Here is a 24783-nt window from a genome sequence, read left to right on the forward strand (position 1 = left end):
TCTGGTTTACACTTATCAGGGACAGAGCCATTCTGGAGGTGTTATGCAACGATGTATCCTCGCCATATTGACTTTAGCGATCTCAGCGGGCGCGCAGGCGGCCAGCGAAAACGTGGATCTCAATCTTGTTACCCGCCAAAGCGTGGGCCAGGCCATTGGCAGCGTTAAAATCAGCGAGACCGCAAAGGGGCTGGAATTTACCCCAGATCTCAAAGCGCTACCGCCGGGTCGACATGGTTTTCACATTCATGCTAACGGTAGCTGCCAGCCGGCGATAAAAGAGGGTAAGGCCGTCGCTGCCGGTGCCGCCGGCGGACATTACGACCCGCAACAGACCGGGAAACATGAGGGGCCCGAGGGGCGCGGGCATCTGGGCGACCTGCCGGTACTGGTAGTCAACAGCGACGGGAAAGCCACCCGGCCGGTGGTGGCGCCGCGGCTTAAAACGCTGGATGAGGTACGGGGAAAAGCCCTGATGGTCCACATGGGTGGCGACAATATGTCCGACAGTCCGCAGCCCCTTGGCGGAGGCGGCGAACGTTTTGCCTGCGGGGTGATTAAGTAGCTCTTTCGGTTATCGTCCCGACCTCAGGTGCCTGCTCAAGTTGAGACAGGGCGCAATACAGCCGCCAGATCACGGCGGCCAGCTCTTTTGCCGCCGGCTGGTGATGGTGGTTCAGGGTATCGCAAATTCGCTGTAGCTCCTGCAAGGTTGAGGCCAGAGGACGCTGCTGGACGCCGCGCTCGCTCATGACATCCCGGAGCAGACTGATGCATAAATCCCGCACCTGCGAGAGCGGGTCAGAGCGGGTTTCCCACTCGCGAAGCTGCCAGACCACGTGCGAACAGTTAAGCAGCACCACGCCCCAGCGCAGCAGCCAGCGGCGCGCGAGAGCATCCTGGCTGTTACTTAACTGACTGATGTGATGGTAGACCAGCGATTCAAACTCGTGCTCGCTATGCTGAGGGCGGCGGCTCAGCTGGTCGACAAAGTGACGGCGTAACGCTTTTATGTGCCGGCGGCTCTTGCGCGCATCGGAACCGGGACTGATCACCGCAAAAGCAAGCCAGGCAAAGCCAACGCCAATGATTTTTCCAAGATTGTCGTTGAGAAACGAGGCAAAGTCGTAGACCGGCGGGTTGGTCACCGAAATAAACGACCCCATGAACACAATCAATTGTCCCCAGAGACCCGCCAGCTTTGGCATCTGCAGTTTGAGCAGTTGCATGGTGGTGAGCAGCGGGAAAAGGAACAGCAGGAACTGCCACAGGTCGGTTATCTGCACCATCAGACCGAACTTCACCCCGAAGCTGAATAGCGACAGCAATATCAGCGTACGCATCAGCAGGCTCAGCGATTTGAACGGCGAAGGCGAGACTGAATAAAGCACGCAGCAAATCGCCGCCAGGGTGAGCGCGGCGGCGCAGGACTGCCATTGGGTGCTGATACCCCAGGCACCCACCGCAACCAGCGCACAGAAGGTTCTGATACCGTTCCACAACGCTTCGGCCTGATCGGTATGACGCGCTAACGCCGGGGCGGAAGGAACATTAAATTCGGCGATTACCGAGGCGTTTTCCACGCGGCGGAGCCAGCGACTGCTGTCCAGATACAGGCGGCAGAAATAGCGCAGGCGCTTCCAGAACGCGAGATGGCGATAGTCGGCATCGGCGGGAGGCGCCAGCGGGGCGATTATCCGTGCGACAGCGTAAAAATCGGCCCGTGGATTAGCCAGCGCGGTAAGCAGCGTTTCCAGCACTTCGCGGGTCTGCGCCGGCGCGGCCGGCCAGTTCACTAACATCCGGCGCAGGCTGGAGATTACGCTGGTCAGCCGCAGCTGCTGGTGGAGTAAATAGTTCAGCAGCGGATTCTGACGGCGAAAACGGTAATGACTCCAGAAGGCCTGAATTCGCAGCAGGTTCATGGTCAGGATTTGCCCGATCACGCTTTCGTGGGCGGTACGAATGGCATCGGTGGTTTCCGGCACCCACAGCAGACTGGCGTGCTCAAGCAGACGAGCATGCATATTTTTCAATGCCGTCAGCAGCGCAGTGCCATCCGAGGTACTGGGCATGATCATCATCATCAGCCCGCCGCACAGGATACCGACGATAACCTCGCACACTCGCGACTGCGCGATAGTCCACAGCTCGTTGGCGTCGGTAATGTTGATAACCGGAAAGGCGATAATGGCGCAGGTATAGCCGGCGAGCTGGAAGGCGTAGGCTACGTTGTTGGTATACATCGCGCAGGCCCAGGTGCAGAGTGCAATCCACGCCGAAATGCTGAATAAAAATAGCCAGGGGTCGTTTAGCGTATGCCCGGCGAGCAGTAGCGCGGCGCAGGCGCCGAGCAGGCTTCCGGCAATACGCCCGAAGCTCTTACTGATCACGCCACCCACCGTCGGGAAGCTGACGACGGCGGCAGAGGTCATCGCCCAGTAAGGCTCATCAAGATCCAGCCAGTAGGCAATACTCAGCGCGAGACACATCGCAATGCCGTTACGCAGGGCATAGCGCCATTGCGGACGGCTGGCTTTAACCCAGGGAAGAGCACGCCATGACGGGACCTGCAGTTTCATCAGGGTTCGCCAATTGAGACGGTGCAGGTGGTCCCGGAAACCAGCGTCGTATCCGCAGGCAAACTGTTGAGTTCGATGCGCACCGGTACGCGCTGGGCCAGACGAACCCACGGGATATTCGGTTTAATATTGGCAACCAGGTTGTTCCCGCCTTCGACGCTTTGGTCGACGATGGCGCGACCGATACTGGATACGTGACCCTGTAACGTTTGTTTGCTGCTGTACAACACTATCTGCGCATTATCGCCAGCGCGAATATGGCGCAGCTTAGTTTCTTCAAAATAACCAATGACATAAAACGAATTGCTATCGACAAGGGCGAAAACCGGGTGGCCTGCCGAGGCGTAGTCGCCCACGCGGGTCGTTAAGTTTGTCACCCAGCCATCTACCGGCGATTTCACGGCCGTCTGGCCAAGCTGCCATTGCGCGTGCTCCAGACTGGCCTGCGCCACGCCGACCACCGCTTTGGCGGCCTCAAGGTTGGTGGTGGCGGTGTCCAGCGCGGTATTGGCGCTTTCCAGATCTTCGGCGGAGATGGCCTCTTGCGAAAGATGACGACGACGACGGGCATCACTGGCCGCTTTCGTTTGCTCCGCTTTGGCTTTAGCCATTTCCGCTTGCGCTTTCGCGAGCTGCGCTTCGGCGTTGAGAGCGGCAATACGATAGGGGGTGTCATCGATCCTGAACAGAACGTCGCCGGCTTTGACCAGCTGGTTATCGCGTACGTTCAGCAGGAGGATGCTGCCAGAGACCTGCGGCGTAATGCTGACCTGTTCGGCGCGGACTTTGCCATCCCGGGTCCACGGCGATTGCGTGTAATAGTTCCAGACCAGCCAGGCGGCAATGATAGCGAGTGCGGCGACCAACAAGGTCGAGAGGTATTTGAGTTTTTTCATGTCGTGAACATTACCAGGCAGTCAGTAAAACCAGAGCCAGACACACAGAAAGTGCAAACAGGGACAGATCCATCAGCAAGGGATGCCAGATATCGCCGGCATACATCCAGTCTCGCAGCTGGCGGTGAATAACCAGCCAGATAAAAAATCCCAGCAATACGGCTTTAAACAAGGGGGGAAAGTAAATTGACGCACCGAATACCAGGTCCTGGAGCGCCAATCCGGAAGTGTTAAGACTCAGTTTCACAAGCAAAAATCCTTTGCCATTGCAGGGAGAATGTTCAGAGCATGCTACTATTACACATTGTAAATCATTGTTTTGAATTTGGTGTATCAGGTAATTCATTTGTTTTGATTATTCAAATGCTGCACACTATTCTAAAATCAGTATAATAACTTAGCAAGCTAATTATAAGGAGATGAAATTGGAATCGCCACTGGGTTCTGATCTGGCACGTTTAGTGCGCGTCTGGCGCGCGCTGATCGACCATCGCCTGAAACCTCTGGAGTTAACGCAGACCCATTGGGTCACGTTGCACAATATTCATCAGCTGCCTCCTGAGCAGTCGCAGATTCAACTGGCGAAAGCTATTGGTATCGAGCAACCCTCACTGGTGCGTACGCTGGATCAGCTGGAAGAGAAAGGGCTTATTTCTCGCCAGACTTGTGCAAACGACCGGCGCGCGAAACGAATCAGGTTAACGGAAAAAGCCGAGCCGCTGATCAACGAAATGGAAGAAGTGATCGGCAAGACGCGAGATGAGATTCTGTCTGGTGTGTCGGCAGAAGAGGTCGCTACGCTGCTCAATTTAATCCGTAAACTGGAACAAAATATCCTCGATCTTCAGGCAAAAGATTAATTTATTCAGGGCCCTGAGCATTCAAGGCCCTTTTTTATTGCTTTTGATTGTCCATTTATTCACTCCTGCCAGACAACCACCTGATTGCGCCCACTGTTCTTGGCATCATACATGGCGGCATCGGCTCGCTTCACATACTCCTCGGCACTGAGCGTTCCGTCGGTGGTGGTGAATACCCCGGCGCTGATGGTCATTCTTTCCGGAAGATCATCTTGCTGTTCATTTATCGCAAGACGGATACGTTCTGCTATTGTCAGGGCCTCTTGCTGCCCCGTATTGACCAACAGCAGAGCGAACTCTTCGCCGCCGATTCGGGCAGCCGTATCCTGCGTACGAATATTTTGCTGTAAAACATTCGCCGCAAACTGGATGACTCTATCACCCTGTATATGCCCGTAGTTATCGTTAATGCGTTTAAAAAAGTCGAGGTCGCAGACGACCACGGAAAGCGGCTGTCTGACTGATACCGTCGGCAGCAGGGCGGTGAGGGTATCGTAAAAGTGGCTGCGATTGTACAACCGGGTCAGCGAATCACGGATCGAGTTTTGATAAGAGTTCACGTATTTATCCTCGGATTCCCGATAAAGGCTAAACACATCGTACAACAATATAAAGAACATAAATAACGTACTGAGTACTTCAAAGAAACGAGCGTGATACCACGCATTTTCTGAACTGCCGTTTGCAAGCAGCAGAAAAAGCAATGTAAAGATATATGCACTGCAAAAAAAGGAACCGCTGAACCAAAATATATTGCGCAGCTGAGTGATGAAAATTAGTAATACCAGTGTTATTAACCATCCAATGGCTAACAGGCAGCCGACGATATTTCGCCATAGTTCGGAATGAATAAGCGTGTCATTGTCAATTAAAGCTGCCGTCAGTAATGAATGATGACTTGAATACAACCATGACAGAGTAATAACAATTATTGTGAAACCAATGCAAAATGTCAGAATAAGCACATGTGCTTTTCGGGTGAGCTTCTCGCTATGACGAAAGGCGTACAAAATGGTCGCGGTGATAAACAGTACCATCATCATCATATTGCGGAAAGTATAGAAGATCAGCGCATCGTTTGCATTGGCATAAAGTCCCGAGTCACACAGGAACCAGCCCGGATAGCTACTGAGTGTCCCAAACATCAACGAAGAGGAACCGGCGAAGGCGCAGGCGATAGCGATCAGGTACAAGCGTTTTCTGTCACACCAGTATTTCATTACCATAAAACATGCAATTGTGATGTGGAGTATTAATAATAAAATAGTTAATACGGGGAAGAGTAAGGGATTAAACGCAGGTATACGATTAATTGCTGAGGCGGAGAATAAATGTATGGCCCCCATCATAAGAGCGCAGATACTCAGATAGATAAAAACTCGCAGTACTAAGCGTTTTCTATTAATAAGCATGCATTACATCCTTGCAAAAAATATTTTTCCATTCTGCGGTGCTGTGGCAGGGCGACATACCGATAATACAATATGGTAAATAATAAATGTTGAGCGAAAGCAAATGTTGAATGGTTATTAGAAAATGACTGGATGATTCTAAAAACGATGCCGGGCACCATACTATCAGGTGAGAGTAGCTATATTAACAACAGGGAAAAGCAGGGCGGCCATAAAGACCGCACTGAGAGGTTCAAACTTAACGTGGGGAAACGGTAACCTGGCTGCCGCTGCCGGCAATCGCCACGCGCTGACCGACAGAGAACGGCGTGGTACCCTGTTTCTGCACGACCAGGATGGTATTGCCGTCATCCTTACGGATTTCCAGCTCAACGCCCTGAGTTTTGTTCATTGCGCCCTGTACGCCCTGGCCGGCTACGCCGCCGGCGACTGCGCCTGCTGCGGTTGCCAGAGAGCGGCCAGTACCGCCGCCGATGGTATTACCGAGGAACCCCCCCAGTACCGCACCACCGATAGCACCGATAGCATTGCTGTCATCACCGCTCTGGATCTGAACTGCACGGGTATGAACAATGGTCCCGTAGGTGACGCTTTGCACCTGTTTGGCTTCCGATGCGGAGTAAACGTCTCCGGAGAGGCCGCTGCTGCTCACGCAACCTGCAAGCGATAAACCAATCATCGAGACAGCCAAAACACGTAAAATCATTTATGAATCTCCTTCACCGAATAGTGTTCTGTTGAACGTCCATGCGTTCAATTATATGGCATTTCATCGTCGGCTGGCATACCTCCGGCATGGACTATACAAAAAATAATAATCCGTTCCTCTTCAACTTAACATAAACATAAGTTCTTTACGTAATGCGCAATCTTTCGCGCTTTAGTGTTAATAAACGTTAGTGCGCCGTAGCATTGCCCTCTTCTTTATGATGGAGTGTGAGGTATACGAGAGTCATGGAATGAAGGAAGACGTATGAAATCAGGTCACTTTATCGGCGTAATGTCCGGAACCAGCCTTGATGGCATTGATGTGGTTCTGGCGGCAATCAACGAAAGCGTAGTGGCGCAGCAGGCCAGTCTGTCGTACCCCATTCCGGTGGCAATAAAAGAGGATATTCTGGCTATCTGCCAGGGACAAACGCTGACGTTATCCCAGCTCGGTCAGCTGGATACGCGTCTGGGGCGCTTATTTGCCGATGCCGTGCTGGCCCTTATGCGCCAGGAGAATGTGCAGCCGACGGATATTGTCGCTATCGGTTGTCATGGGCAAACGGTATGGCATGAACCCACTGGCGAAGCGCCGAATACGCTGCAAATCGGGGATAACAACCAGATAGCGGCCCATACCGGCGTGACGGTGGTAGGGGATTTTCGGCGTCGTGATATGGCGCTAGGCGGTCAGGGTGCACCGCTGGTTCCTGCTTTCCACCATGCGCTGTTGGCGCATCCCGTAGAACGGCGGATGGTGCTCAATATCGGCGGGATTGCCAACCTGTCGCTGTTGGCACCGGGCGTGCCGGTCCGCGGCTATGATACCGGGCCGGGTAATATGCTGATGGATGCGTGGATCTGGCGTCAGTGTGGTAAACCCTACGATAAAGACGCGCAGTGGGCCAGCGAAGGCAAGGTGCTGCTACCTCTGCTACAAAATATGCTCAGCGACCCGTGGTTTGCGCTCCCGGCGCCGAAAAGCACCGGACGTGAATATTTCAACTACGGCTGGCTGGAGCGCCATCTGGCTCGTTTCCAGGGGCTGCGTCCGCAGGATGTGCAGGCGACGCTGGCAGAACTGACGGCGGTGACCATCGCGGAACAGGTGCTGCTGAGCGGCGGCTGTGAACGTCTGCTGGTGTGCGGCGGCGGCGCGTGTAATCCGCTGCTGATGGCGCGGCTGGCAGCGCTGCTGCCGGGAACGGAGGTCTCCACAACCGATGCGGCTGGCATCAGCGGCGATGATATGGAAGCGCTGGCGTTTGCCTGGCTGGCATGGCGGACGATGTCCGGCCTCCCCGGTAATCTCCCGTCGGTCACCGGCGCTTGTGAAGCCACTGTGCTCGGGGCCATCTTCCCCGCAAACCGACCGCAGAATCAGAGTTAACTGAAACACCTATTTTTTATTAACCGGTAAACTGGATGAAGTTAACGGGGGGCGATTTGCCCTCCTGGACCGGGAAAGTCGAAGGCAAACGAATGAAAAAAATCCTTATCGCGGTAGTACCCTTTATGCTCGCAGGCTGTAGCTACTATAACCAGTTTGTGGAGCGGATGCAGACGGATACCCTGGAGTATCAGTGCGATCAGAAACCGCTGACCGTGCACATCAACAATACCCGTCAGATTGCCAGCTTTATCTATGACAACCAGCAGTTGAATCTGGCGCAGGGGCTTTCGGCATCAGGGGCGCGCTACACCGACGGCGTGTATGTCTTCTGGTCGAAAGGCGACAGCGCCACCGTTTACAAGCGCGATCGCGTTGTGCTGGAAAACTGTCAGCTGCAGACGCCCAAACGTTGAGATTTCCGCCCCGGGGCGCACAATGACGCCACCCGATGACTATTTTCTCAATTGCCATGTCTGATAACGACGAATTGCAGCAAATCGCGCATCTGCGCCGAGAGTATACCCGTGGCGGCCTTCGCCGCCGCGATCTTCCCGCTGAACCGCTGACTTTATTTGAGCGTTGGCTCAGACAAGCCTGCGACGCCCGGCTGGCCGACCCGACGGCAATGGTCGTCGCGACCGTTGACGAAAACGGTCAGCCTTACCAGCGAATTGTTCTGCTCAAGCACTATGACGAAAAAGGGCTGGTGTTTTATACCAACCTCGGAAGCCGCAAAGCCCACCAGATCGAAAACAATCCTCGCGTGAGTCTGCTTTTTCCGTGGCACATGCTGGAGCGTCAGGTGATGGTGACTGGCAAGGCGGAGCGCCTGTCAACGCTGGAAGTGGTGAAGTATTTCCACAGCCGCCCGCGCGACAGCCAGATCGGCGCGTGGGTCTCGCAACAGTCAACCCGCATCTCAGCCCGCGGCATCCTGGAAAGTAAGTTCCTGGAGCTGAAACAGAAATTCCAGCAAGGCGAAGTACCGCTGCCGAGCTTCTGGGGCGGATTCCGCGTGAATATTGAGCAGATGGAGTTCTGGCAGGGCGGTGAACACCGTCTGCACGATCGTTTTTTATACCAGCGCGACAACAGCGCATGGAAAATCGATCGTCTGGCCCCGTAATCCCTGAAATTTGTTGTGTTAAGCGCTGGTGCTGGATGGGCTGGCGCTTTATTCTATAGACTTCATTTTTCAAGCTGCGTCTTTGTTGGCTGTGCCGGCTTATTCCGGTCGTTTGCTTGCGTAAGTCTCCGTACTTGCCGCCTTGAGGCAGCTTGAATGATTTTGCATAGATGTTTTTTTTCGCGTCTGGCGAAAAGTCGTGTACCGGCAAAGGTGCAGTCGTTTATACATGGAGAATTTGATGGCAAGCAGTAACTTGATTAAACAATTGCAAGAGCGGGGGCTGGTAGCCCAGGTGACGGACGAGGAAGCGTTAGCAGAGCGACTGGCGCAAGGCCCGATCGCGCTCTATTGCGGCTTCGATCCAACCGCTGACAGCTTGCATTTGGGGCATCTTGTTCCATTGTTATGCCTGAAACGCTTTCAGCAGGCAGGCCATAAGCCTGTGGCGCTGGTGGGGGGAGCAACCGGTCTGATTGGTGACCCGAGCTTTAAAGCCGCCGAGCGTAAACTGAACACCGAAGATACCGTGCAGGAGTGGGTCGATAAAATTCGCAAACAGGTCGCGCCGTTCCTCGACTTTGATTGCGGTGACAACTCGGCCATTGCCGCGAATAACTACGACTGGTTTGGCAGCATGAACGTGCTGACCTTCCTGCGTGATATCGGCAAGCACTTCTCCGTAAACCAGATGATCAACAAAGAAGCGGTTAAGCAGCGTCTGAACCGCGACGATCAGGGCATCTCATTTACCGAGTTCTCCTATAACCTGCTGCAGGGTTACGACTTCGCGTGTCTGAACAAGCTGCATGGCGTGGCGCTGCAGATTGGCGGTTCCGATCAGTGGGGCAATATCACCTCCGGCATCGACCTGACCCGTCGTCTGCACCAGAACCAGGTGTTTGGTCTGACCGTTCCGCTGATCACCAAAGCCGATGGCACCAAATTTGGTAAGACCGAAGGCGGCGCGGTATGGCTGGATCCGAAAAAGACCAGCCCGTACAAATTCTACCAGTTCTGGATCAACACCGCGGATGCTGACGTTTATCGCTTCCTGAAGTTCTTCACCTTTATGGACATTGCCGAGATCAATGCGCTGGAAGAGGAAGATAAAAACAGCGGTAAGGCCCCGCGCGCGCAGTACGTGCTGGCCGAACAGGTCACTCGTCTGGTACATGGTGAAGAAGGGCTGGTGGCGGCAAAACGCATTACCGAAAGCCTGTTTAACGGCAATCTGAGCGACCTGAGCGAAGCCGACTTCGAACAGCTGGCGCAGGATGGCGTGCCGATGATTGAACTGGAAAAAGACGCCGACCTGATGCAGGCGCTGGTGGATTCTGAGCTGCAGCCATCGCGTGGCCAGGCGCGTAAGACAATCGCCTCCAACGCCGTCACCATCAACGGTGAAAAACAGTCTGACCCGGAATATGTATTTAATGACGGCGATCGTCTGTTTGGTCGCTACACCTTACTGCGTCGCGGTAAGAAAAATTACTGTCTGGTCTGCTGGAAGTAATTGCGTAAAGGCAGGGGCGTGGGAAACCACGCCCCTTATTTTTTGCTGTCAGGTATCCAAGATGAAGAACATCCTCGCCATCCAGTCCCACGTTGTATTTGGTCACGCCGGCAACAGTGCCGCAGAGTTTCCGATGCGCCGCCTTGGCGCAAACGTCTGGCCCCTTAACACCGTTCAGTTCTCCAACCATACGCAGTACGGGAAATGGACCGGTTGCGTGATGCCGCCTGCGCATCTGACCGAGATCGTTCAGGGGATTGCTGATATTAATCAGCTGCAGCGCTGTGATGCGGTACTGAGTGGCTATCTGGGCTCCGCCGAACAGGGAGAGCATATTCTCGGTATCGTGCGTCAGGTCAAAGCGGCCAATCCGGCGGCGAAATATTTCTGCGACCCGGTGATGGGACACCCTGAAAAAGGCTGCATCGTCGCACCCGGCGTGGCGGAGTTTCACGTCCGCCATGCGCTGCCGGCGAGCGACATCATTGCCCCCAACCTGATTGAGCTGGAAATCCTCTGCGGTCATCCGGTGGCGAACGTTGCGCAAGCCGTCTTAGCCGCGCGCGAGCTGATTGCGCAGGGCCCGCAGATTGTGCTGGTTAAGCATCTTGCCCGCGCCGGGCTGAGTATGGACCGGTTCGAAATGCTGCTGGTGACGGCTGATGAAGCCTGGCATATCAGTCGCCCGCTGGTGGACTTTGGTCTGCGTCAGCCGGTTGGCGTCGGCGATGTTACCAGCGGACTGCTGCTGGTTAAACTGCTGCAGGGGGCCCGGCTTCGCGATGCGCTGGAACATGTGACCGCCGCAGTGTATGAAATTATGCTGGCCACGAAAAATATGCAGGAGTACGAGCTGCAGGTGGTGGCCGCCCAGGATCGTATTGCCCAGCCGGAGCACTACTTCAGCGCCACGCAGCTGTAACCGAAGAACTGCCCGGCCTCGCAGCCGGGCAGAGGATGTCAGGGGATTAAACTCCTTCCGCCGCCAGCGCCGCGGCCACCGATGGACGAGCGGCCACGTGTTTCATCCAGGCCGCGATATTGCTGTAACCGGTCATATCCAGCTTCACGGCCCACGCCCAGCGCAGTACGGTAAACAGGTAGCCATCAGCGATGGTGAAACGATGCCCGCTCAGCCACTGCTTCTCCTTCAGTGACTCATCAATGTAATGCAGCTTCTTCTCCAGCTGAGCGCGCGCGATCGGTTTGTAATCTTCCGGCGTGTCCGGGCGGAATAGCGGCGTAAAGCCTTTATGCAGCTCCGTCGCGACGTAGTTTAGCCACTCCAGTGTCTGGTAGCGCGCAATGGTGCCCACCGGCGCCAGCAGCTGGCGATCCGGCACCCGATCGGCAATGTATTGCATGATGGCGACGCCTTCTGTAAGCAGGATCTCGTCGTCAAGTAGCAGCGCCGGAACCTGTCCCTTCGGGTTGATCCGCAGATAATCCTCCCCGTTTTCCAGGCGCTTCTTCTGCAGGTCGACGCCTTGTAAGGTGAAGTCCAGTCCGCTTTCGCGCAGGGCGATATGTGATGCAAGGGAACAGGCGCCGGGTTTGTAGAACAGTTTCATCAGTAACTCCTCGTGGCTGCAGTTTTCTGTATGTTAGCCCAGGGGTAAAAAAAAAGCCGCTAACAAAACGTTAGCGGCCTAAATTTATTGGTTTTCCCGAAGCGCTTAAGCGGTTGCCGTATCGCGAGCTTTGCTCACTGAGTCGTCATCCTGGGTCATGCGGTTCAGTTTCGGCGCGATAGCAAACATCAGCACGGCGATAACTGCGGTAGCAATACCAATCTGCAGGAAGACATGGCCATAGACGGCAAGAGACTGCAGCGGGTCGGTCACGTTCTCCGGTACCGCCATCAGGTTGGCGACTTTACCGGCGATGATAGCGGCACCTGCGGTAGTCAGGAACCAGCTGCCCATGATAAAGCCCATCAGGCGCTGTGGTACCAGCTGTGCCACCATCGCCAGACCCAGACCGGAAATCATCAGCTCACCGATACTCTGCAGCGCGTAGCTCAGAATCAGCCAGTTAACGGAGACGATACCGGCGTCGGTTGCAAATTTGGCGCCCAGCGGCAGGACGAGGAAGGCCAGCGAGCAGAGCACCATGCCAATCGCAAATTTGTGCGGCATCGGCAGACGGTCGCCCATCTTGTTATAGATAGCGGCCAGAATCGGGCTGCCGATCATAATCCAGAACGGGTTCAGCGCCTGGAACTGTTCAGGCTGGAAGCTAATGCCCAGAATGGCGTGCTCAACGTTGCGGATAGCAAAGAAGTTCAGTGACGTCGGCATCTGGCTGTAGAGGACGAAGAAGACGATCGCCTGAACCATCAGAATGAAGGCCACAATCATCTTACGACGCGCAGCACCTTTCATCGCAATCGCTTCTTTAGCAAAAATAATCACGATGCCCAGAGCCACCACGCCCAGCACCATGCGGGCAATGCCCTGGTTGTGCAGCAGCCAGGTCGCAATCACCACCAGCACGACCACGCCGACGATGGTCGCCAGCAGTTTACCGAAGTGTACCGGGGCAAAGTCAGGCTTCGAACCGTAGTTTTTTACCCATTTTTTGCAGAACATGAAGTTCACCAGGGTAATCAGCATCCCGACGAAGCTCAGAGAGAAGGCGATGCTCCAGCCGAATTTCGCCGCCAGCCACGGGGTAGCCAGCATCGAGAAGAAGGAACCGATGTTGATGGACATGTAGTACATCGTAAATGCGCCATCAAGACGCGGGTCATCTTTCTCATAGCAGGTCGAGAGCAGGGAAGACGGGTTAGCCTTAAACAGGCCGTTACCGACGGCGATGGTCGCCATACCCATATAAACGATAGCCGCGTCATGTCCGGAATACGCCACCAGGGCGTAGCCGATAGCGAGGACGATAGTCCCCAGCATAATCACGCGCTTAGTACCGAGCACTTTATCGCCCAGCCAGCCGCCGATAGCCACGAGGCCATAAACCAGCGCGCTGAAGGAGGAGAAGAGAGTAATAGAATCCGCTTCTGACATACCCAGCTGTTTGACCAGGTAAACGGCCATGATCCCTTGCAGGCCGTAATAACCAAAACGCTCCCATAATTCGATCGAGAAGATCAGATAGAACGATTTCGGTTGTTTGAAAGCGTTCAGACTCACGCTTTCTGCTGGTTTATTGTTTGCAGTTGACACATATACCTCTTTTTTTACATCCCATATTAACGGGGGGTGTTCGGGGCGCAATCTGATAAGACCGCCGCCTTTATAGTTATTCTGGAGGGAAAACGGGAAGTAATGTTCACTATCCTGGCCGTTCAGGCAAGCGTTTTGTAATACTCTGTTACATATATCTTAAGCGTTATAATACGCCAGTCATTCAAATGTTATACAGAGTTAAATTTCACCTTTTACACATTGGTGATATTTTTATCTGTCGAGACCGGAAGAGAATCGGATAATGGCGATATATTCTGCTGATAAGCCTTGAACATAGTGATATAGCCCATAATCCTAAAAAATGATGGGGTATTGTCCTGGTAAGTGGTGCTCTGGTATTGGAAATACTGGCTTTCTTTATCATTGCGACAACAATAATTTAACATTAAGTTGCGTGGATGATCTGGATCACAAATGTATAGAAATTTTTTCACCACAAAAAATGATTAACCTGGATGAACGTTATATAGACGGTTAATTGTCCTGTAGAGCGCAGAAATAGTGGCGTTAAAGCTAAGGGAATGGCGGGAAGAACAGAACCATTACCACAAGCAGGGTAATGGTTCTGCCAGAATGTTATGCGTAGACTTTTTCTTTAAACTCGCACAGATCTTCAATCAGGCAGGAGCCGCAGCGAGGTTTGCGCGCAATACAGGTATAGCGGCCGTGGAGAATAAGCCAGTGGTGGCAGTCGACTTTAAATTCGGCGGGAACGACCTTTAGCAGCTTTTCCTCCACCTGTTCAACGTTCTTCCCTGGGGCAAATTGTGTCCGATTGCAAACGCGAAAAATATGCGTATCCACGGCAATCGTCGGCCAGCCGAACGCGGTATTCAGTACCACGTTGGCGGTTTTACGTCCCACGCCGGGAAGGGCTTCCAGCGCCGCCCTGTCCTCGGGAACCTCGCCATTGTGCTGCTCAAGCAGAATCCGGCAGGTTTTAATCACATTTTCAGCTTTGCTGTTAAATAACCCGATAGTTTTGATATACGCTTTGACGCCATCAACACCCAGCGCCAGCATGGCTGCCGGCGTATTGGCCACCGGATAGAGCTTTGCCGTGGCTTTATTCACGCTGACGTCGGTCGCCTGCGCCGAGAGTAGTACGGCTATCAGTAATTCGAACGGGGAGCTGAAATTCAGTTCCGTTGTGGGGTGCGGGTCGTTATCCCGCAGTCGGGTCAGTATTTCCAGACGTTTGCTCTTATTCATCCCAGACTTTCCCTGTGCGCATCAACTGGCGTGGCTTGATTCGCTTCAGCTGCTTTCGCTTTACGTTGCTTAGTTCGTTCGTCAATCAGGTATTTCACCGCCAGCATCATCCCTAAACCGATAAAGGCGCCCGGCGGCAGCATCGCCAGCAGGAACGGCGTATCGGTGTGGAATACTTCGATACGCAGCACTTTCGCCCAGCTACCCAGCAGGCTATCGGCCCCATCAAACAGCGTCCCGTTGCCGAGGATTTCTCGCAGCGAACCGAGCACAAACATCGCGCAGGTCGCCCCCATACCAATGGAGAAACCATCCAGCGCCGACAGTGCCGGCCCTTTTTTGGCAGCGAACGCTTCGGCACGACCGACCACGATGCAGTTGGTTACAATCAGCGGAATAAAAATTCCCAGAGACTGATACAGACCAAATGCATAGGCGTTAATCAGCATCTGTACGACGCTCACGACCGAAGCGATGATCATGACATAAATCGGTATACGAATTTCAGCCGGTGTCCAGCGGCGCAGGCTGGAGATTGTCAGGTTGGTCAGCGTCAGCACCAGGGTTGTCGCCAGTCCCAGCCCTAACGCATTGGTGGCGGTAGAGGTCACGGCGAGCAGGGGGCACATGCCTAACAGTTGGACCAGCGCGGAGTTGTTTTTCCACAACCCCTGAACAATAACGTCTTTGACTTCGCTCATGGCTTACTCTCCACAGGACGTGAGTTCGGGAATCTGTGCGGGCAGCGTTTGCGCGTACAGGCCGGCACGCTTAACGGCGTTGACTACCGCGCGTGGGGTAATAGTGGCGCCGGTGAACTGATCGAAATCACCGCCGTCTTTTTTCACGGCAAAGTGGCTGTCGCCGGAACCGTGAATGACTTTGCCCGCAAAGTGGGTTATCCAGTCCGACAGACGGAGTTCAATTTTGTCGCCAAGGCCGGGCGTCTCATGATGCTCCGTTACGCGGGTGCCAAGAACGGTGCCTTTGAAGTCGGCGGCAACCAGCAGCTGAATCGCACCGGAGTAACCATCGGGGGCGGTCGCTTCCATCACCACTCCGACCGGAGCATCGTTATTTTTGGCAATCCAGATCTTATGCTGACCTTTACCGAGCGGTGGCGCGGTGACCAGATAGCAGCTCTGCAGCAAATCGTTATTATAGCGGTCCGCAGGCAAAACCTGATTGAACAGCGCTTTTTGTTGGGTCGCCGCCTGTTCAGCAATCGTCGATTTTGTCAGCTCATTGATGGCCGCGGTTAACCCGGTAGAGCCGGCGGCAAAGAGCGCCAGCGTAATGCCGTGTTTGCGCATGCTTTTTAACATCATCGGTCCTCAGCGGTGGCCATAGACGCGCGGGCGCGTGTAGTAGTCGATTAACGGAACGGTAATGTTCGCCAGCAGCACGGCAAAAGCCACTCCGTCAGGATAACCGCCAAAGCTGCGGATGAGCCACACCAGCAGACCCGCGAGGGCGCCGAATATCAGGCGGCCGCGGTTGGTGGTGGAGGCGGTAACCGGATCCGTTAAAATAAAGAATGCGCCGAGCATGGTCGCGCCGGAAAGCAGATGAATCTGCGGGGCCGCGAAGCTCTGCGGTGAAAACAGCCAGCCCAGGGTGGCGCAGAGGGTCAGGCTAAGCAGGAAGCTCAGCGGGATATGCCAGCGAATAGTCTTCTGCCAGAGTAAAAACAGACCGCCGACCAGATAGGCGATATTGACCCACTGCCAGCCAAGACCGGCCAGCGTGCCGCCGTAGATCGGGTACTGCAGGATCTCCTTCACCGCATGACCGGCATGCAGTGACGTTTTAAACGTATCCAGCGGCGTAGCCTGGCTGATGCCATCGATCCCCAGCCGCAGGGCGTTCATATCGTTGCCGCTGGCGGTGTGACCGCTAAAAATAACCTGCAGGGCTTCGGTGAAGCCCGGAACGGTGGCCGCAATTTCATGCGGCGGCAGCCAGGAAGTCATCTGCACCGGGAATGAGATCAGCAGCACAACATAGCCAATCATCGCCGGGTTAAACGGGTTGTGGCCCAGCCCCCCGTACAGCTGCTTGGCAATAATAACGGCAAAGGCGGTACCCAAAACGACCAGCCACCAGGGAGCCAGCGGCGGAATACTAATGGCCAGCAGCAGACCGGTCAGCAGCGCGGAGTTATCGGCAAGCGTGGCGGCAATATTCTGTTTCCGCAACCTGAGGATGGCGGCTTCTGTCGCCCAGGCCGTGAGGGAGGCGAGGACGAGCTGCACCACGGTTCCCCAGCCAAAAAACCAGGTCTGAACCGCGATACCGGGTACGGCTGCGAGCAGAACCAGCAGCATAATCCGTGAGGTCTGACGCTGGTTGTGGGTATAAGGAGAGCTTGCGATTCTGAAAACCATTTATTCCTCGTTAACTGCCTGCCGGGATGCTTTCCTGGCCTGAACGCGGGCGATTGCTTCGGCGACCGCGGCTTTGCGCGGATCGTCGTTGGCGGCTGACTGGGTCATCTCTTGCTGCCCGGCTTTGCGGGCCTTCGCGCGGGCGATAGCCGCTTCAACGGCCGCTTTCCGCGGGTCGACGGCTTCGGCGGCGGGCTGAACGTCAGCCGGTGCGGCGGCCTGCTGCTCAGCCTTGCGGGCCTTCGCGCGGGCGATAGCCGCTTCAACGGCCGCTTTGCGCGGGTCGATGGCTTCGGTTGCCGGCTGAACGTCAGCCGGTGCGGCGGCCTGCTGCTCAGCCTTGCGGGCCTTCGCGCGGGCGATAGCCGCTTCAACGGCGGCTTTGCGCGGGTCGACGGCTTCGGTTGCAGGCTGAACGTCAGCCGGTGCGGCGGCCTGCTGCTCAGCCTTGCGGGCCTTCGCGCGGGCGATAGCCGCTTCAACGGCCGCTTTACGCGGGTCGACGACTTCGGCGGCGGGCTGAAGGTCAGCCGGTGCGGCGGCCTGCTGCTCAGCCTTGCGGGCCTTCGCGCGGGCGATAGCCGCTTCAACGGCCGCTTTACGCGGGTCGACGACTTCGGCGGCGGGCTGAAGGTCAGCCGGTGCGGCGGCCTGCTGCTCAGCCTTGCGGGCCTTCGCGCGGGCGATAGCCGCTTCAACGGCCGCTTTACGCGGGTCAACGGCTTCGGCGGCGGGCTGAACGTGAGCCTCGGTCGCAAGTTGCCCCGTATCCTGATCCTGCAGCGCCAGTTTGCGGGCACGGGCTTCGGCTTTACGAGCTTCGCGGGCGGCGATCGCTTCACTGTTATCCGGTTTCGCGCCGGCCTGGACTACGATCGGCTGGGCGGCATCGCGTTGTTTTTCGCGAACCCGGGCCAGCGCCGCGTTAATCGCCGCATGATCTTTCGCGGCCGGTTGAACAGCAGACTGTTTGTGGCGCTCCAGGCGTGCGGCTTTGTCCCGTTCCAGGCGAGCCTGGCGGGCCTCAAAGCGGGCTTTGGCCTCCGCTGCACGCTTTTCTTCCTGACGGATAGCCGTAATCTCGGCCTTTTCCTGACGGAAATATTGTACCAGCGGAATATTACTCGGACAGACCCAGGCGCAGGCGCCGCATTCGATGCAGTCGGCCAGGTTATGGGCGGTGGCTTTATCGTGCTGCTGGCCTTTGCTGAACCAGTACAGCTGCTGCGGCAGCAGATCGGCCGGACAGGCGTCCGCACAGGCGCTGCAGCGAATACACCCTTTCTCTTCCTCGGGGTCGCCCATTTCGCTTGCCGATGGCGCCAGCAGGCAGTTGGTGATTTTGACCACCGGAACGTCAAGCCACGGCAGGGTGAACCCCATCAGCGGGCCGCCCATAATGACCATCTGTTCGGCGCTCGGGCAGAAGCCGGCATCTTCCAGCAGATGGCGAACCGGCGTTCCCAGTCGCGCCCACACGTTGCCAGGACGGGTAACCGCCTCGCCGGTGAGGGTGACAACGCGCTCGGTCAGCGGCTCACCGTCGATCACCGCACGTTTAACCGCATAGGCGGTACCGACGTTTTGCATCAGCACGCCGATGTCCGACGAGCGCCCGCCGTGGGGAACCTGTTTGCCGGTGAGGATCTGCGTCAGCTGCTTCGCGCCGCCGGACGGGTATTTGGTGGGAATCACCCGCAGTTCGATACCGTGAGCATCGGCAAGGACTGCCCGCATCATCGAGATGGCCTGCGGTTTATTATCCTCAATACCGATCAGCACCTGGCGCGGCTGTAAAATATGGGCCAGGATGCGGATGCCGGCGATAATTTGCGCTGCGCAATCCTGCATCAGGCGATCGTCGGCGGTAATATAGGGTTCGCATTCAGCGGCGTTAATAATCAGGGTTTCAATTTTGTCGCCGCCGCCGCGTAATTTGCTGCCGGTCGGGAATCCCGCGCCGCCCAGCCCGGCCACGCCGAACTGGTGAATACGCTCGATGAGCTCTTCACGGGTTTTGTTTGCGTAATCACTCCAGCCGTCGCGCTCAATCCACCGGTCTTCACCGTCGGCATCGATAATGACGCTCATCTCGGCGAGGGCGGAAGGGTGAGCGGTCGAGTGCGGCGCGATGGCGCTGACGGTACCGGAGGTCGGGGCATGAACCGGCAACATTCGTCCCCAGCCGCGGGTCAGCGGCTGACCACGCAGTACGCGATCGCCAGGCCGCACGCAGAGCTCACCCTCAGCGCCGATATGCTGTTTTAACGGGATCACAAACTGCTGCGGCAGGGAAATCTGGCGCAGCGGCGTGCCGTTAGACTGGCTTTTCATTTCAGGCGGGTGAATACCGCCGTTGAAGTCCCAGACTTTATCTTTTCTGAACGCGGAAAATAGCTTAAACATGTTGTTCCACAGGAATATTGCGTACTGGAATAGTGTGCAGGTCCCACTTCCAGTTTTCAGTGGTCGTCGCGACAGGAACCATTTCAATACATTGCGTCGGGCAGGGCGCGACGCAAAGATTACAGCCGGTACAAAGATCGCTCATCACGGTGTGCATTGCGCGAGTTGCGCCGACAATCGCATCAACCGGGCAGGCCTGGATACACTTTGTGCAGCCGATACAGTTATTTTCGTCAATGACCGCGAGCATGCGTGCAGGCTCGAGTTGTTGTTCATCGCCATCGATGGGCTGCGGGTCGACGTTCAGCAGAGCGGCAATTTTTAGCATCACCGCTTCGCCGCCAGGGGCGCAGCGGTTGATTTTCTCACCCTGAGTGCCGACGGCCTCGGCATAAGGACGACAGCCGGGGTAGCCGCATTGTCCACACTGACTCTGCGGAAGAAGCTCATCGACTTTTTCAACAACGGGATCATCTTCTACTTCGAACCGACGGGAGGCGTATCCCAGAATCACGCCAAAAATGAGCCCCAACAGGCTAATGGCGATCACGGCTATCCAGACTGCACTCATATTACAACTTCACCAAACCACTAAAGCCCATAAATGCCAGCGACATTAAACCCGCAGTAACCAGGGCAATGGCATTACCACGAAACGGCGCAGGCACATCTGCAACCACCAGCCGTTCGCGAATAGCGGCGAACAGCACCATCACCAGCGAGAAACCGACCGCGGCGGCAAAACCGTAGAGCGCGGACTGCAAGAAGTTATGCCCGAGGTTAATATTCAGCAGCGCGACGCCGAGCACCGCACAGTTGGTGGTGATCAGCGGTAAGAAAATACCCAGCAGTCGATACAGGGCAGGGCTGGTTTTACGCACCACCATCTCGGTGAACTGCACCACTACCGCGATAACCAGGATAAAAGCCAGGGTCCGCAGGTAGATCAGGTTAAGCGGGATAAGAATCCAGGTATCAATCAGCCAGGCGCAAATTGAGGCCAGCGTCATCACAAAGGTGGTGGCCAGCCCCATCCCCATTGCGGTTTCCAGTTTTTTGGAAACCCCCATAAACGGGCACAGTCCAAGAAACTTCACCAGCACGAAGTTGTTCACAAGGACAGTACCAATAAAGAGCAGTAAATAATCAGCCATCAACTCGACCTGAAAACAGAAAAAGCCGCCTATTATCGAATAAATCGATACCGGCGACAACAGGTTAACTGTGGGGTTATTACGAATTCACGAAGGTTCGCTTAACCCGTGCGGAACGTTTGAAATAGGGGACCAACAGCGCCGCGGCAAGAAGCGGAAACAGCAGCTGGCGTAAGGCCATCGCGTCTGAAATGGGTGAAAAAGCAAAGGCCTTTATCGCCAGCAGCAGAGAGATGAGCAGCCAGATAATATAGTGCTTTGGTACGATGCTTCGCCGTTTGAAAAACGCAATGGTCAGCCACAGGGTATAGTACCACATGGCGAGGGCGAACAGCAGCGACCCCACCCAAAGCAGGAGGTGCCCGGCGCTCATTTCCGCCAGCAGGGCGTAGGTCCGGGAGCTCATCAACGCATTAGCAAAGATCAACAGCGACAGCGAAGTGCTAAGCAGAGCAACCAGTAGCCATGCGAGCGGTGCCAGCAGCCACCCGCCGATACGTTCTGCAGAGTGAGAAGACATGATTTCTCCCGGATTCAATCAAAATAAAGAGCGGGAGTATAAGCAACTGGCATGGCTGAGAACAGTTTTTATTGCACGTAACGCCAGACGGATTTCGGAACCTGCCCGACATCGAACAATTTACCGCCAGAAACCAGCTCTGCCCGGCGGTGATCGGCTGCGCGATACATGTTGACGATTTCCGTGGTGTCGGTCAGGGAATAGTTAAGATGGTCAAAAAGTTTTTCAAGGCTTTCAAGGGAACTGATTTTACGGAATTTTAATAAGTAGTCCTGAACGGTCATTTGCGGTTCCATTTTATAATCGGAATAAACAAGTCGAATATTAACAACTGTCGGTAAACCAACTTTCAACAAACGGTGCCTTCTTAACGGGCCGGATGAAATTATTTAGGTTGTAAATACTAAAGACAAGAAATGATTTCATTCCTGGGGTAGTCAAAAGAAATTTAAGAATATTCTAGTGCTAAATCAGGAGCCGGGCGGCGCCTGGGAGAGAAGATTAACGCTGTTTGCCCCGGCTGGCAATAACGTTTTGATACCAAAAAAAGCTCTTTTTCCGTTTACGGGCGAGCCCTTGCTGATGATCGACATACACAAAACCGTATTGTTTTTGGTAACCGTTCAGCCAGCTCAGCAGATCAATAAACGACCACGGATAATAACCGCGGACATCGGCCCCCGCCTCAAGGGCTTTTTCCAGCGCATTAATATGGCTGCTAAGATAGTCGATGCGCGGATCGTCAACGACTTCGCCATCAATAATCGGATCTTTCGCGCCTAAACCATTTTCGGTGATGTAAATGGGAATATCGCCATAGCGTGCTTTGATCATCATTATGCCGTCGGTTAACCCCTGCGGCCAAATCTCCCAGCCCCATTCGGTATAGGTGCTCTGCGGGTTACGCACGAAGTAAAACAGACCTTCGACGCCCGGTTCACCGCCGCAGGGTCCCTCCTGAGGTCGGGCTGAGACGGTTTCACGGCGATAATAGTTGAGTCCAATAAAATCGCAGCGGTTGTCACGCAGCAGCGCGTCATCGCCGGGAGCAAACTGCGGAACACCCCACAGGGTCTGGGTCTGCTGCAAAAGCGACTCGGGGTAATGGCCTTTTAACACCGGATCGTATAGCCAGTGCGTATGTATTGCGTCCGCCATGTCGCTGGCCTGGCGATCTTCTGCGCTGTCGGTGAGCGGCGTATGCGGCTGCAGGACATTAACGAACCCAATCTCGCCCTTGATACCGCTTTGGCGAAACTGTTTAACCGCCAGCGCGTGAGCAATAAAAACGTGATGACAGGCCTGGATAGCGCGCGCCGGATCGCGTACCGCCGGCGGATGACAGCCGTTAATATAGCCGTGACCGATGAACACAATGGTTTCGTTGAAGGTTGCCCACAGCTTCACCCGGGAACCGTAGCGCGCGTAACACAGGCGGGCATACTCGGCGAACGCTTCGGCGGTGCTTCGTGCTTCCCAGCCCCCTTCATCCTGCAGCGCCTGCGGCAGATCCCAATGATAGAGCGTAATCATCGGCTCGATATTGTGAGCCAGCAGCTCATCGATCAAATCGCTATAAAACCGGACGCCCGCTTCGTTAACTTCGCCACGGCCGAGAGGCAGCAGGCGAGGCCAGGAGATAGAGAAACGGTAGCTTTGCAGGCCCATTTCGGCCATCAGGGCAACGTCTTCGCGAAAACGATGATAGTGATCGACGGCGACGTCACCATTGGTGTTCTCGAATGTCGCGCCGGGCTGATGGGCGTATATGTCCCAGATTGACGGGCCTTTACCGTCGGCATCGTGACCGCCTTCAACCTGATAGGCTGCGGTGGCGGCGCCCCAAAGAAAATGTTGCGGAAATGCGGCCATGAAAAACTCCTTATCGAATGATAAAGAGAGTGTAGTGAATGCGTTTATCGCTGTGCAACCGGTTTCTGAAACCGGTTGCACACTTGCGAAGTGGGTCACTGTTTAGCGTCAGCAGAGGCTGACAGGCTAATGGGGCAGCGAGGTCGTTTGCACAACATTAGCTGGAGGCGGGGATTGGTAGTTATCAATGTGGTGAGCGATAACCAAAAGCAGGGCTGAGACGCCAAATACAACCCAACCAATAAGTTCTACAATTCGGTTAAAAACGTTTGCCATAATCCTGAAATTAAAAGTTAAAACAGGAGTAAATGTTACTAAATGGGGAGAGTAACGCAAGGGCTGGCGGAAGAGTATTATCACCATTGCTGTAAAGGTGAACGCTTGAGAAGCATAAGCAAAGCTAATAAATCAATTGAAGCTTATAGTTATCAGAGGGCAAAAATCCTTGAATGAGAGGGCAGCAAGATGAGTGACACTATCCGGGTGGGGATGATTGGCTACGGATATGCGAGTAAAACTTTCCATGCGCCGTTAATCAGCGGTACGCCGGGAATGACGCTGGCCGCGGTGTCCAGTAGCGATGAAAAGAAAGTCCAGGCCGACTGGCCTCTGGTGAACGTGGTGGCTGAACCCGCAGGCTTACTGAGCAACCCCGATATTGATTTGATCGTCATCGCTACGCCAAACGATACCCATTTCCCGCTGGCGAAAGCGGCGCTGGAAGCGGGTAAGCATGTGGTCGTGGATAAACCTTTTACCGTGACACTGTCACAGGCGAGAGAGCTGGAGGCCGTGGCCAGACGCTGCGGCAGACTGCTGTCCGTTTTTCATAACCGCCGCTGGGATAGCGATTTTCTGACGCTGAAATCGCTGATTCATGAAGGGCTGCTCGGCGAGGTAGGTTACGTCGAATCGCACTTCGATCGCTATCGTCCAGAGGTGCGTAACCGCTGGCGCGAACAGGGCGGCCCGGGAAGCGGAATCTGGTACGATCTGGGGCCGCACCTTCTTGATCAGGTCGTCAATTTATTTGGCCTGCCGGTCAGTATGACCGTTGATTTGGCGCAGCTGCGTCCGGGCGCCCAGGCTACCGACTATTTCCACGCCGTGTTGGCTTATCCCCAGCGCCGGGTCGTGTTGCACGGTACGCTGCTGGCGGCAGCAGAAACCGCGCGATATATCGTTCACGGATCCCGGGCAAGCTATGTCAAATATGGGCTGGATCCGCAGGAGGAGCGGCTGAAAAATGGCGAGCGGTTGCCGCAGGAAGACTGGGGATACGATATGCGTGACGGGGTGCTGACGCGGGTTGAAGGGGACGCTCGCACGACGGAAAACTGGCTCACTCTGCCGGGCAACTACCCGGCTTACTATGCCGCCATTCGCGACACCCTGAATGGCAGCGGCGAAAATCCGGTGCCAGCCAGCCAGGCGATTCAGATTATGGAGTTGATTGAGCTCGGTCTGGAGTCGGCGAAACATCGCGCCACCCTGAGTCTGATCTAGAGTCTTTGCCCGGCAGCGAGGCCGCCG

At 55.2% G+C, this 24783-nt stretch carries 26 protein-coding genes; 8 read left to right on the forward strand and 18 right to left on the reverse strand.

Annotation, left to right across the window (positions count from 1 at the left end):
• Positions 1 to 43 precede the first annotated feature (43 nt).
• Positions 44 to 565, forward strand: coding sequence for a superoxide dismutase [Cu-Zn] SodC (gene sodC / locus OQV00_RS11385; protein ID WP_266280353.1), 522 nt, complete (start codon positions 44 to 46; stop codon positions 563 to 565).
• Here sodC and OQV00_RS11390 read toward each other — a convergent pair.
• From OQV00_RS11390 to OQV00_RS11400, 3 genes are read right to left on the reverse strand one after another with little or no spacing between them, the layout of a single operon-like run.
• Entirely contained in the window at positions 558 to 2582 is a 2025-nt protein-coding gene (locus OQV00_RS11390) for an FUSC family protein (RefSeq protein WP_004862698.1), read from the reverse strand. The genes sodC and OQV00_RS11390 overlap by 8 nt on opposite strands.
• Positions 2582 to 3478, reverse strand: a complete 897-nt coding sequence (locus OQV00_RS11395) for an efflux RND transporter periplasmic adaptor subunit (RefSeq protein ID WP_266280354.1) — start codon at positions 3476 to 3478, stop codon at positions 2582 to 2584. Before OQV00_RS11395 ends, OQV00_RS11390 begins: the two co-directional genes overlap by 1 nt.
• 10 nt (positions 3479 to 3488) lie before the next feature.
• Positions 3489 to 3725, reverse strand: coding sequence for a DUF1656 domain-containing protein (locus tag OQV00_RS11400; protein WP_004862692.1), 237 nt, complete (start codon positions 3723 to 3725; stop codon positions 3489 to 3491).
• Positions 3726 to 3897: 172 nt separating this feature from the next.
• Between OQV00_RS11400 and slyA the strand changes: the two genes are divergently transcribed.
• A complete protein-coding gene (slyA, locus tag OQV00_RS11405) occupies positions 3898 to 4338 on the forward strand; it encodes a transcriptional regulator SlyA (RefSeq protein ID WP_032687399.1) in 441 nt (146 codons plus the stop codon).
• A 59-nt stretch (positions 4339 to 4397) separates the two neighbouring features.
• Here the strand turns inward: slyA and OQV00_RS11410 are convergent, their stop codons facing one another.
• The gene (locus OQV00_RS11410; protein ID WP_266280355.1) at positions 4398 to 5750 is read right to left on the reverse strand and encodes a sensor domain-containing diguanylate cyclase; all 1353 of its coding nucleotides are present in this window, start codon (positions 5748 to 5750) and stop codon (positions 4398 to 4400) included.
• 238 nt (positions 5751 to 5988) lie between these two features.
• Positions 5989 to 6456: an outer membrane lipoprotein SlyB gene (slyB, locus tag OQV00_RS11415; protein WP_004862684.1), complete on the reverse strand. Its 468-nt coding sequence runs from the start codon at positions 6454 to 6456 to the stop codon at positions 5989 to 5991.
• Between the two features lie 267 nt (positions 6457 to 6723).
• Here slyB and anmK point away from each other — a divergent pair, with 267 nt between their 5' ends.
• From anmK to pdxY, 5 genes are all read left to right on the forward strand, one after another.
• Positions 6724 to 7848 (forward strand): anhydro-N-acetylmuramic acid kinase, encoded by a 1125-nt coding sequence (gene anmK, locus OQV00_RS11420; RefSeq protein WP_032699676.1) that lies wholly within the window; start codon positions 6724 to 6726, stop codon positions 7846 to 7848.
• Positions 7849 to 7940: 92 nt separating this feature from the next.
• Positions 7941 to 8264 (forward strand): C-type lysozyme inhibitor, encoded by a 324-nt coding sequence (mliC, locus tag OQV00_RS11425; protein ID WP_015584200.1) that lies wholly within the window; start codon positions 7941 to 7943, stop codon positions 8262 to 8264.
• 56 nt (positions 8265 to 8320) lie between these two features.
• A complete protein-coding gene (gene pdxH / locus OQV00_RS11430; RefSeq protein ID WP_015584201.1) occupies positions 8321 to 8977 on the forward strand; it encodes a pyridoxamine 5'-phosphate oxidase in 657 nt (218 codons plus the stop codon).
• A gap of 241 nt (positions 8978 to 9218) precedes the next feature.
• Positions 9219 to 10493 (forward strand): tyrosine--tRNA ligase, encoded by a 1275-nt coding sequence (gene tyrS, locus OQV00_RS11435; RefSeq protein WP_004862674.1) that lies wholly within the window; start codon positions 9219 to 9221, stop codon positions 10491 to 10493.
• A gap of 61 nt (positions 10494 to 10554) precedes the next feature.
• The gene (gene pdxY, locus OQV00_RS11440) at positions 10555 to 11415 is read left to right on the forward strand and encodes a pyridoxal kinase PdxY (protein ID WP_044349041.1); all 861 of its coding nucleotides are present in this window, start codon (positions 10555 to 10557) and stop codon (positions 11413 to 11415) included.
• A gap of 46 nt (positions 11416 to 11461) precedes the next feature.
• On the opposite strand, the gene gstA is transcribed toward pdxY, so the two are convergent.
• The 13 genes from gstA to blr all read right to left on the reverse strand — a co-directional run bounded on the left by gstA (position 11462) and on the right by blr (position 23526).
• Positions 11462 to 12064, reverse strand: a complete 603-nt coding sequence (gene gstA, locus OQV00_RS11445) for a glutathione transferase GstA (protein ID WP_065906604.1) — start codon at positions 12062 to 12064, stop codon at positions 11462 to 11464.
• A gap of 105 nt (positions 12065 to 12169) precedes the next feature.
• Positions 12170 to 13675 carry a dipeptide/tripeptide permease DtpA gene (gene dtpA, locus OQV00_RS11450; protein ID WP_004862668.1) on the reverse strand — a complete coding sequence of 502 codons (1506 nt, stop codon included), beginning with the start codon at positions 13673 to 13675 and terminating at the stop codon, positions 12170 to 12172.
• Between the two features lie 600 nt (positions 13676 to 14275).
• A complete protein-coding gene (gene nth, locus OQV00_RS11455; RefSeq protein ID WP_004862665.1) occupies positions 14276 to 14911 on the reverse strand; it encodes an endonuclease III in 636 nt (211 codons plus the stop codon).
• Entirely contained in the window at positions 14908 to 15612 is a 705-nt protein-coding gene (locus OQV00_RS11460; protein WP_048025228.1) for an electron transport complex subunit E, read from the reverse strand. Before OQV00_RS11460 ends, nth begins: the two co-directional genes overlap by 4 nt.
• A gap of 3 nt (positions 15613 to 15615) precedes the next feature.
• The gene (gene rsxG / locus OQV00_RS11465; protein WP_015584205.1) at positions 15616 to 16236 is read right to left on the reverse strand and encodes an electron transport complex subunit RsxG; all 621 of its coding nucleotides are present in this window, start codon (positions 16234 to 16236) and stop codon (positions 15616 to 15618) included.
• 9 nt (positions 16237 to 16245) lie between these two features.
• On the reverse strand, positions 16246 to 17298 hold the full coding sequence (gene rsxD / locus OQV00_RS11470) for an electron transport complex subunit RsxD (protein WP_266280356.1): 1053 nt from the start codon (positions 17296 to 17298) through the stop codon (positions 16246 to 16248).
• Positions 17299 to 19704 carry an electron transport complex subunit RsxC gene (rsxC, locus tag OQV00_RS11475; RefSeq protein WP_134936424.1) on the reverse strand — a complete coding sequence of 802 codons (2406 nt, stop codon included), beginning with the start codon at positions 19702 to 19704 and terminating at the stop codon, positions 17299 to 17301.
• Positions 19697 to 20275, reverse strand: a complete 579-nt coding sequence (gene rsxB, locus OQV00_RS11480) for an electron transport complex subunit RsxB (protein WP_015584207.1) — start codon at positions 20273 to 20275, stop codon at positions 19697 to 19699. Before rsxB ends, rsxC begins: the two co-directional genes overlap by 8 nt.
• 1 nt (position 20276) lies before the next feature.
• Entirely contained in the window at positions 20277 to 20858 is a 582-nt protein-coding gene (gene rsxA, locus OQV00_RS11485; protein ID WP_004862649.1) for an electron transport complex subunit RsxA, read from the reverse strand.
• 79 nt (positions 20859 to 20937) lie between these two features.
• Positions 20938 to 21378, reverse strand: coding sequence for a DUF2569 domain-containing protein (locus OQV00_RS11490; protein WP_004862645.1), 441 nt, complete (start codon positions 21376 to 21378; stop codon positions 20938 to 20940).
• 68 nt (positions 21379 to 21446) lie between these two features.
• On the reverse strand, positions 21447 to 21662 hold the full coding sequence (ydgT, locus tag OQV00_RS11495; protein ID WP_004862642.1) for a transcription modulator YdgT: 216 nt from the start codon (positions 21660 to 21662) through the stop codon (positions 21447 to 21449).
• A gap of 217 nt (positions 21663 to 21879) precedes the next feature.
• On the reverse strand, positions 21880 to 23250 hold the full coding sequence (locus OQV00_RS11500; protein WP_032717535.1) for a GH1 family beta-glucosidase: 1371 nt from the start codon (positions 23248 to 23250) through the stop codon (positions 21880 to 21882).
• Between the two features lie 126 nt (positions 23251 to 23376).
• Positions 23377 to 23526, reverse strand: a complete 150-nt coding sequence (blr, locus tag OQV00_RS11505; RefSeq protein ID WP_071824612.1) for a division septum protein Blr — start codon at positions 23524 to 23526, stop codon at positions 23377 to 23379.
• 189 nt (positions 23527 to 23715) lie between these two features.
• Between blr and OQV00_RS11510 the strand changes: the two genes are divergently transcribed.
• Positions 23716 to 24756, forward strand: a complete 1041-nt coding sequence (locus OQV00_RS11510) for an oxidoreductase (protein ID WP_004862635.1) — start codon at positions 23716 to 23718, stop codon at positions 24754 to 24756.
• The last annotated feature ends 27 nt before the right edge of the window (positions 24757 to 24783 follow it).

The sequence above is a fragment of the Klebsiella sp. DY2415 genome (assembly GCF_026314315.1).
In the GTDB taxonomy this organism is placed as follows: domain Bacteria; phylum Pseudomonadota; class Gammaproteobacteria; order Enterobacterales; family Enterobacteriaceae; genus Klebsiella; species Klebsiella ornithinolytica.

Excerpts from the sequence above, each read along its gene's own strand:
- gstA (WP_065906604.1), bottom strand. The coding sequence starts at position 12,064 with ATGAAACTGTTCTACAAACCCGGCGCCTGTTCCCTTGCATCACATATC.
- OQV00_RS11395 (WP_266280354.1), bottom strand. The coding sequence starts at position 3,478 with ATGAAAAAACTCAAATACCTCTCGACCTTGTTGGTCGCCGCACTCGCT.
- ydgT (WP_004862642.1), bottom strand. The coding sequence starts at position 21,662 with ATGACCGTTCAGGACTACTTATTAAAATTCCGTAAAATCAGTTCCCTT.
- blr (WP_071824612.1), bottom strand. The coding sequence starts at position 23,526 with ATGGCAAACGTTTTTAACCGAATTGTAGAACTTATTGGTTGGGTTGTA.
- OQV00_RS11410 (WP_266280355.1), bottom strand. The coding sequence starts at position 5,750 with ATGCTTATTAATAGAAAACGCTTAGTACTGCGAGTTTTTATCTATCTG.
- rsxD (WP_266280356.1), bottom strand. The coding sequence starts at position 17,298 with ATGGTTTTCAGAATCGCAAGCTCTCCTTATACCCACAACCAGCGTCAG.
- mliC (WP_015584200.1), top strand. The coding sequence starts at position 7,941 with ATGAAAAAAATCCTTATCGCGGTAGTACCCTTTATGCTCGCAGGCTGT.
- OQV00_RS11460 (WP_048025228.1), bottom strand. The coding sequence starts at position 15,612 with ATGAGCGAAGTCAAAGACGTTATTGTTCAGGGGTTGTGGAAAAACAAC.
- rsxG (WP_015584205.1), bottom strand. The coding sequence starts at position 16,236 with ATGTTAAAAAGCATGCGCAAACACGGCATTACGCTGGCGCTCTTTGCC.
- slyB (WP_004862684.1), bottom strand. The coding sequence starts at position 6,456 with ATGATTTTACGTGTTTTGGCTGTCTCGATGATTGGTTTATCGCTTGCA.
- pdxY (WP_044349041.1), top strand. The coding sequence starts at position 10,555 with ATGAAGAACATCCTCGCCATCCAGTCCCACGTTGTATTTGGTCACGCC.
- OQV00_RS11500 (WP_032717535.1), bottom strand. The coding sequence starts at position 23,250 with ATGGCCGCATTTCCGCAACATTTTCTTTGGGGCGCCGCCACCGCAGCC.
- pdxH (WP_015584201.1), top strand. The coding sequence starts at position 8,321 with ATGTCTGATAACGACGAATTGCAGCAAATCGCGCATCTGCGCCGAGAG.
- OQV00_RS11510 (WP_004862635.1), top strand. The coding sequence starts at position 23,716 with ATGAGTGACACTATCCGGGTGGGGATGATTGGCTACGGATATGCGAGT.
- anmK (WP_032699676.1), top strand. The coding sequence starts at position 6,724 with ATGAAATCAGGTCACTTTATCGGCGTAATGTCCGGAACCAGCCTTGAT.
- tyrS (WP_004862674.1), top strand. The coding sequence starts at position 9,219 with ATGGCAAGCAGTAACTTGATTAAACAATTGCAAGAGCGGGGGCTGGTA.
- OQV00_RS11390 (WP_004862698.1), bottom strand. The coding sequence starts at position 2,582 with ATGAAACTGCAGGTCCCGTCATGGCGTGCTCTTCCCTGGGTTAAAGCC.
- rsxA (WP_004862649.1), bottom strand. The coding sequence starts at position 20,858 with ATGGCTGATTATTTACTGCTCTTTATTGGTACTGTCCTTGTGAACAAC.
- sodC (WP_266280353.1), top strand. The coding sequence starts at position 44 with ATGCAACGATGTATCCTCGCCATATTGACTTTAGCGATCTCAGCGGGC.
- OQV00_RS11490 (WP_004862645.1), bottom strand. The coding sequence starts at position 21,378 with ATGTCTTCTCACTCTGCAGAACGTATCGGCGGGTGGCTGCTGGCACCG.
- slyA (WP_032687399.1), top strand. The coding sequence starts at position 3,898 with ATGAAATTGGAATCGCCACTGGGTTCTGATCTGGCACGTTTAGTGCGC.
- rsxC (WP_134936424.1), bottom strand. The coding sequence starts at position 19,704 with ATGTTTAAGCTATTTTCCGCGTTCAGAAAAGATAAAGTCTGGGACTTC.
- nth (WP_004862665.1), bottom strand. The coding sequence starts at position 14,911 with ATGAATAAGAGCAAACGTCTGGAAATACTGACCCGACTGCGGGATAAC.
- rsxB (WP_015584207.1), bottom strand. The coding sequence starts at position 20,275 with ATGAGTGCAGTCTGGATAGCCGTGATCGCCATTAGCCTGTTGGGGCTC.